The sequence below is a fragment of the Hyphomonas pacifica genome (assembly GCF_000682675.1).
Lineage (GTDB): Bacteria > Pseudomonadota > Alphaproteobacteria > Caulobacterales > Hyphomonadaceae > Hyphomonas > Hyphomonas pacifica.
This window is the reverse complement of the sequence record NZ_AWFA01000032.1, coordinates 21,383-27,586: the sequence shown is the minus strand read 5'-3', so window position 1 is coordinate 27,586 and position 6,204 is coordinate 21,383. Positions and strand designations below refer to the sequence as shown.

Annotated in this window: 6 protein-coding genes; 5 read left to right on the top strand and 1 reads right to left on the bottom strand. The window is 58.0% G+C overall.

Annotated elements, in window-relative coordinates; translation table 11 throughout:
* The first annotated feature begins 376 nt into the window (after positions 1 to 376).
* The 5 genes from HY2_RS10680 to udk all read left to right on the top strand — a co-directional run bounded on the left by HY2_RS10680 (position 377) and on the right by udk (position 5,487).
* The gene (locus tag HY2_RS10680; protein ID WP_146617203.1) at positions 377 to 829 is read left to right on the top strand and encodes a hypothetical protein; all 453 of its coding nucleotides are present in this window, start codon (positions 377 to 379) and stop codon (positions 827 to 829) included.
* Positions 830 to 1,578: 749 nt separating this feature from the next.
* Positions 1,579 to 1,848, top strand: coding sequence for a 30S ribosomal protein S15 (gene rpsO / locus HY2_RS10675; protein WP_034827433.1), 270 nt, complete (start codon positions 1,579 to 1,581; stop codon positions 1,846 to 1,848).
* A 73-nt stretch (positions 1,849 to 1,921) separates the two neighbouring features.
* On the top strand, positions 1,922 to 4,060 hold the full coding sequence (gene pnp, locus HY2_RS10670; protein WP_034827430.1) for a polyribonucleotide nucleotidyltransferase: 2,139 nt from the start codon (positions 1,922 to 1,924) through the stop codon (positions 4,058 to 4,060).
* A 166-nt stretch (positions 4,061 to 4,226) separates the two neighbouring features.
* Positions 4,227 to 4,709, top strand: coding sequence for an SRPBCC domain-containing protein (locus tag HY2_RS10665; RefSeq protein ID WP_034827450.1), 483 nt, complete (start codon positions 4,227 to 4,229; stop codon positions 4,707 to 4,709).
* A gap of 88 nt (positions 4,710 to 4,797) precedes the next feature.
* On the top strand, positions 4,798 to 5,487 hold the full coding sequence (gene udk, locus HY2_RS10660) for a uridine kinase (RefSeq protein WP_233346803.1): 690 nt from the start codon (positions 4,798 to 4,800) through the stop codon (positions 5,485 to 5,487).
* Here the strand turns inward: udk and HY2_RS10655 are convergent, their stop codons facing one another.
* Positions 5,488 to 6,189 carry a ZIP family metal transporter gene (locus HY2_RS10655; protein ID WP_034827428.1) on the bottom strand — a complete coding sequence of 234 codons (702 nt, stop codon included), beginning with the start codon at positions 6,187 to 6,189 and terminating at the stop codon, positions 5,488 to 5,490. It lies immediately after the preceding gene.
* Positions 6,190 to 6,204 lie beyond the last annotated feature (15 nt).

Here is a 6,204-nt window from a genome sequence, read left to right as displayed (position 1 = left end):
CGGTACCTGATCCGGCCCCCGTGGGAGCAGAGGGGCAGTATGGGCTGAGACGGTTTTCAGACGGATTGAGGGCTTCTTTTGGGGGCTGTGTTCCCTGTCGCTACATCCTTCGACTTCGCTCAGGATGAGTTTGGTGCGTGGGGGAAGAAGAGAAGTGCTCTCGGCTCGAGCGAAGTCGAAGCACGAGCGCGGGCTGGGGGATTGGGCCGTTCTGTCTCCCACAAACTTCCGCACCTGCAGCTCTGGACCCCGACTTTCGTCGGGGAGAGCGGAAGAGAGGGGGATGACAGGGGGGATTGGGCTCACATGGCGCAGGCCATTACCATGTGGCGCGAATGCCCCTAGTCTGGGGGATGAAGCGGGATAGGGGCTGAATGTGCTGAAACGGGCAATCATGGCGGCATGTCTGGCGGCCCTCGGGCCGGGGGCGCTGGCAGAGGCGCCGCCGGAATGCGAGCATTTGCTGGTTCGGGTGGATGACGCCGGGCATGTGATAGCCGGGGACAAGGCCGCGTTGATCGAAGCTGTCCGCGCGGGCGCGTCTGTTCAGGTCGGCTTCCGGCTGGCCGAGACCCCGGCGGGCGGCTTTTTCCTGACGCACTGGTATGCGCCCTATGCGATGACGGTGATGGGGGAAGATGTGTTCACGCGCTCATCCCGCGTGCATTTGCAGATGCCGGACGCGGAGATTGACGATCTGCCGTCGGCAGAGCACGCCCAGATGTGGGTGACGCTGATCGGCACCGACGGCATTCTGCATGGCCGCTATCCGGACGAAGCCACCCCCACAGCCCACGCCGTCACCTCCTGGTGGTGCGCGCTGGAGTAGGGTTAATTTTCTAGAATATAGTTCAACCAGAAATAGTATATTCTGTGCTTGTGAACTATATATAGTATCAATACTGCTGAACTACTACCGATTATACGATATTCATTATTGACCAATATAAATTTGTCGTAAAAAAATACGCTTGGAGTGTTAGCGCACTCCAAGCGTAAAATACGTTTAAATCCACAAGTGTGGTTCAACGCAGTAGGATGCCCAGAAGAATCCTTTTTTTTGGGCGCGTCAAGAATCACGCTTCCAAAAAAAAGGAACGCTCTTATGGCGCAATACTATGTAAACAACACTGCTCAAGCTAACGGTGATCATGAGGTACATACAGCAGACTGTAGTTGGTTGAAGCTAGCAGTCAGCGTTACTCCTCTCGGTTCTCACATTTCCTGTTCATCAGCAGTAAGAGAAGCTAAGAAAATTTATTGGCAGTCTAATGGCTGCCGCTGGTGTAGCGAAGCTTGTCACACGAGCTAGATGATTCTTCGTGTCGCAACCCTAATATAATAGGGTTGCGACCACCCCTTCAAACTCGCCCCGCGCGAGAATCGATTCCTCAGTCCGGCTCTTCCAATTCGCCTGGAAATGGGCCATAAGCCGCGCCTTGTGGTGGGATTTCGGGTTTTGACCCGGCTGGACGACATCCCGGCCGTGGCCAAAGGCTTCGATCCCCACCAGAAAACCCCGCCAAATCAGGCGTTTATGTGAAACCCGCCGCAAGGCGACAATATGAAAGATATACGATGTCGATTACTGCTGAGAAAAAGCAGGAGCTGATCTCCAAATTCGCCACCAAACCTGGCGATACCGGCTCTCCTGAAGTCCAGGTCGCGATCCTGACCGAACGGATCAACAATCTGACCGACCACTTCAAGACCAACAAAAAAGATCACCACTCCCGCCGCGGCCTGCTGGCCATGGTGGCAACGCGCAGAAAGCTGCTTGATTACGTCAAGGGCAAGGATGAGGCGCGCTATACCAAACTCATCTCCGAGCTGGGCATTCGCCGCTAGGCTCTCCAAAAACAAGCCCGCCGGGCACTGGGGCCGCGGCGGGCTTTTCGTATGTGAAAGAAAGACTTTTTAGATGTTTGACAAGAAATCTGTGTCGCTGGAATGGGCCGGCCGCACGCTGAAAATCGAAACGGGCCAGGTTGCCCGTCAGGCCGATGGCGCCGTCATGGTGACCTATGGGGACTCCAGCGTCCTGGCCACGGCTGTTTATGCCAAGGAAGCAAAACCGGGTCAGGACTTCTTCCCCCTGACCGTGAACTATCAAGAGAAATATTACGCATCGGGCCGCATCCCTGGCGGCTACTTCAAGCGTGAAGGCCGCCCGACAGAGAAAGAGACGCTGACGTCTCGCCTGATCGACCGCCCGATCCGTCCGCTGTTCGTCAAAGGCTTCAAGCATGAAGTCCAGGTCGTTCTGACCGCCATCTCCTATGACCTCGAAAATGACCCGGACATTCTGGGCATGATCGGTGCGTCTGCGGCGCTGGTTCTGTCCGGCGCGCCCTTCATGGGCCCGATCGGCGCAGCCCGCGTTGGCTACAAGGATGGCGAATACCTGATCAACCCGACCGTCATGGAACTGGAAGAGTCCGAACTGGACCTCGTCGTGGCCGGCACCGCCGACGCCGTGATGATGGTGGAATCCCAGGCCAAGGAACTGTCCGAAGACATCATGCTGGGCGCCGTTGTGGCAGGCCATGAAGCAATGCAGCCGGTGATCGATGCGATCATCGAGCTGGCAGAGCAGGCCGCCAAGGAGCCGTTCGATTTCGAGGCGGTAGACAATTCGGACGCGATCTCCGCGATCCAGAAAATTGTGGGTGCTGACCTTTCCGCTGCTTACAAGATCACAGAGAAACTGGACCGTCAGGCCGCCGTCGGCGCGGCACGTGACAAGGCCAAGGAAGCCCTCGTCGGCACCGAGGAAGAACCGGGTGAGATGTCCGGCGAGACCTTCAAGGCCGCCTTCAAGGAAGCCGAAGCCTCTGTCGTTCGCGGTGACATCCTGAAAACGGGTCAGCGCATTGACGGCCGGAAACTGGATCAGGTTCGCCCGATCCTGGCAGAAGCCGGTTTCCTTCCGCGCACGCACGGCTCTGCGCTGTTCACCCGCGGTGAAACGCAGGCGATCTGTGTGGCTACGCTGGGTACGTCAGACGACGAACAATATATCGACAGCCTGGACGGTACCCGCAAGGAACGCTTCCTGCTGCACTATAACTTCCCGCCATATTCCGTCGGTGAGACGGGCCGTATGGGCGGCGCTGGCCGTCGCGAAATCGGCCACGGCAAGCTGGCATGGCGCGCCCTGCAGGCTGTCCTGCCGGACCATTCGGAATTCCCGTACACGATCCGTCTCGTTTCCGAGATCACGGAATCCAACGGCTCTTCCTCCATGGCAACGGTTTGCGGTTGCTCTCTGGCCATGATGGATGCCGGTGTGCCGGTCAGCCGTCCGGTCTCCGGCATCGCGATGGGCCTGATCCTGGAAGGCGAAGAGTTCGCCGTCCTGTCCGACATTTTGGGTGATGAAGATCATCTGGGTGACATGGACTTCAAGGTCGCCGGGACCGAAGCGGGCGTGACCAGCCTGCAGATGGACATCAAGGTGGCCGGCATCACCAAGGATATCATGGAAAAAGCCCTCGCTCAGGCGAGCGGTGGCCGCATGCACATCCTGGGTGAAATGGCGAAAGCGCTGGATACGTCCCGTGACAGCCTGTCCGACAACGCACCGCAAATGGAAATCATCAAGGTGCCGACCGACAAGATCCGTGACGTGATCGGGTCTGGCGGCAAGGTCATCCGCGGTATCGTGGATGAGTCCGGCGCCAAGGTGAACATTGATGATGATGGCACGGTTCAGGTCTCCGCCCTGGACAAGGAATCCATCAACAAGGCGCTGAAGATGATCAAGGAGATCGTCGCAGAGCCGGAAGTCGGTGAGATCTATGAGGGCAAAGTTGTCGGCCTGAAGGATTTCGGCATCTTCGTGAACTTCTTCGGACCGAAGGACGGCCTCGTCCACGTTTCCCAGATGGCCAACAAGCGCGTCGGCCATCCGAAGGAAATGGTGAAAGAGGGCGACACGGTCTGGGTCAAGCTGATGGGCTTTGACGATCGCGGCAAGGTTCGCCTGTCGATGAAAGTCGTCGATCAGGAGACCGGCAAGGAGCTCAGCGAAGACGAAAATGGCGGCGAAGAGGAATAGTCTTCCTTTGCCAATGCCCAAGAATTGGAAGGCCGCTCTCCGGAGCGGCCTTTTTTTGTGCAGAAATCAGGCATCTCTGCCATGTCATGCAATGTTCACCGAATTGTCGGGAACCCGCAGCAATGATTGGCGTATCGCAGCGACAGCCGAAATCATGAGACATGCCATGCCGAACAGAGTGGATAGCGTAACCCGCAAGATCGGCGCTTCAGCCGCTGAGATTTATGATGCGATGCTGCACCCGGATGCGCTGGAATTCTGGCTGGTGCCGGACGGAATTCAGGCCCGCGTGGTGGCGTTTTCCCCGCGACCCGGCGGTCATTATAGATTGCAGATGGAAACAGGAGGCGAGCGTGACGAGGCGGAAATCTGGAGCAGCGCCAAACATATGGAAGCGCGCTATCTGGATCTGGTGCCGGGTAAATGCATCGTGCAGGCCGTTGAGTTCGCGACGTATGACCCGCGCTTTCAGGGCGCGATGCGGCTCAGCTGGCTGCTCAGCGCTGTAGCAGATGGCACGAAAGTGACGATTCGGGCCGAGAATGCGCCAGACGGTTTGAGCGCCGAAAGCCATGAAGCGGAGATGACCGCATCCCTGGCAAAGCTGGACCATTATGTGACCGGACTACAGGAACGTCAGGTCGCCTGAGACCGCTGGATGGGCAGGCTGCAGATGAGACCCATCCTACGGGCTTTCCCCGTTGAACATTGAGGGGCTTTGCCAGTAAACCCATCCCATGATGGCGAAGCGCAAACCCTTTCTCGTGGCAATGTCCGGCGGCTCCGGCTCCGGCAAGTCGACCCTGGCAGAAGCCCTTCTGGCGCATTTGCCGGAGGGCCAGGCCGTTCTCTTCGGGGAGGACGCCTATTATTATCCGATGGGCCATTATGGCGAGCCGCAGACCAGGGAAGAATGGACCGAGCTGGTCGCCGGCATCAATTATGATGCCCCACGTTCAAAAGAGGCCGACAGGCTGGTGAAGGATTTGCGCGCGCTGAAGGCTGGTGAGACGATCCAGCAGCCAATCTATGATTATGAGCGCCATGACCGCAGCCCGGATACGCGGGAGATCAAATCTGCGCCGATCCTGATTCTGGAAGGAATCCACGCGCTGTCTTTCCCTAAGATCAGCTCTCTGATCGATCTGTCTGTTTATGTGGATACGCCGGATGATTTGCGTCTGGCGCGCCGTATCCGCCGCGATGTGACAGAGCGGGGCCGCAGCCTGGAAAGCGTATTGCAGCAATATCTCGGCACGGTACGCGCGGCGCATTATCAATGGACCTATCCGGCAAAGTTCGAGGCTGACCTGGTGATCGCCGATGAGGGCCTTCCGGCCTATGGCAATGTCCGCCCGACAGGTGAAGCGATTGAACGGATGATTGCCCCGGTGCTGGCCCGCCTGCAGACGGCCGGCGTCATCTGATTACTTGCCGATCTGGCCCAGCCAGAGAGCAAGCAGAAACCCAAGCGCCGTGGCGAAGCCGGCAAAGTTGCGATCTTCATTATAGGCCTTCGGGAAAACTTCTGCCGCAAGGGAAGCAACGACGGCGCCGCCCGCCACACATTTGATGGCGCCCAGCGTGGTCTCACCGGCTTCAGACAGCAAAATGTTTCCGGCAAGTGCAGCTGCTGACAAAAGAAGTGCGGTGCCCACCCACAGCATAAGGGCCTTTGACTTTGCCATGTCATTGCCGCGCATTTCCTTTGCGCCGCCTGCAGCCTCCGGCAGGTTGGACAGGAGGATCGAGCCAGCAAGCGCGGCAACTTGCAAGGGCTCTGCACCGATCAGAGCTACGCCGAGCGCCAGATTCTCCGGTATACCATCCAGCGTAATGGCAGCGAGTAGGCCGCCACCTTGGGACTCTCCCCAATATTTGTCGATCAGATAGTCACAGCCGGTGAAGATGGCCGCGCCCACCAAAGTCCAGACTACAGCGGTCAGGATGGACGTATTCTCGGCGGTTGGCTCGATCAATTCCGACACGGCGGAGATGACGAGAGCCCCCCCGGCGATGGAGACGAGGAACCCCTCAAGCCTTGTCGGCAGTTTTCCATAGAGGCCCCACAGCGCACCAATCACCAATGCGCCGGATACGATTGCGACGATCAGTAGAACCATCAGCATTAGGCAAGCCCTTTC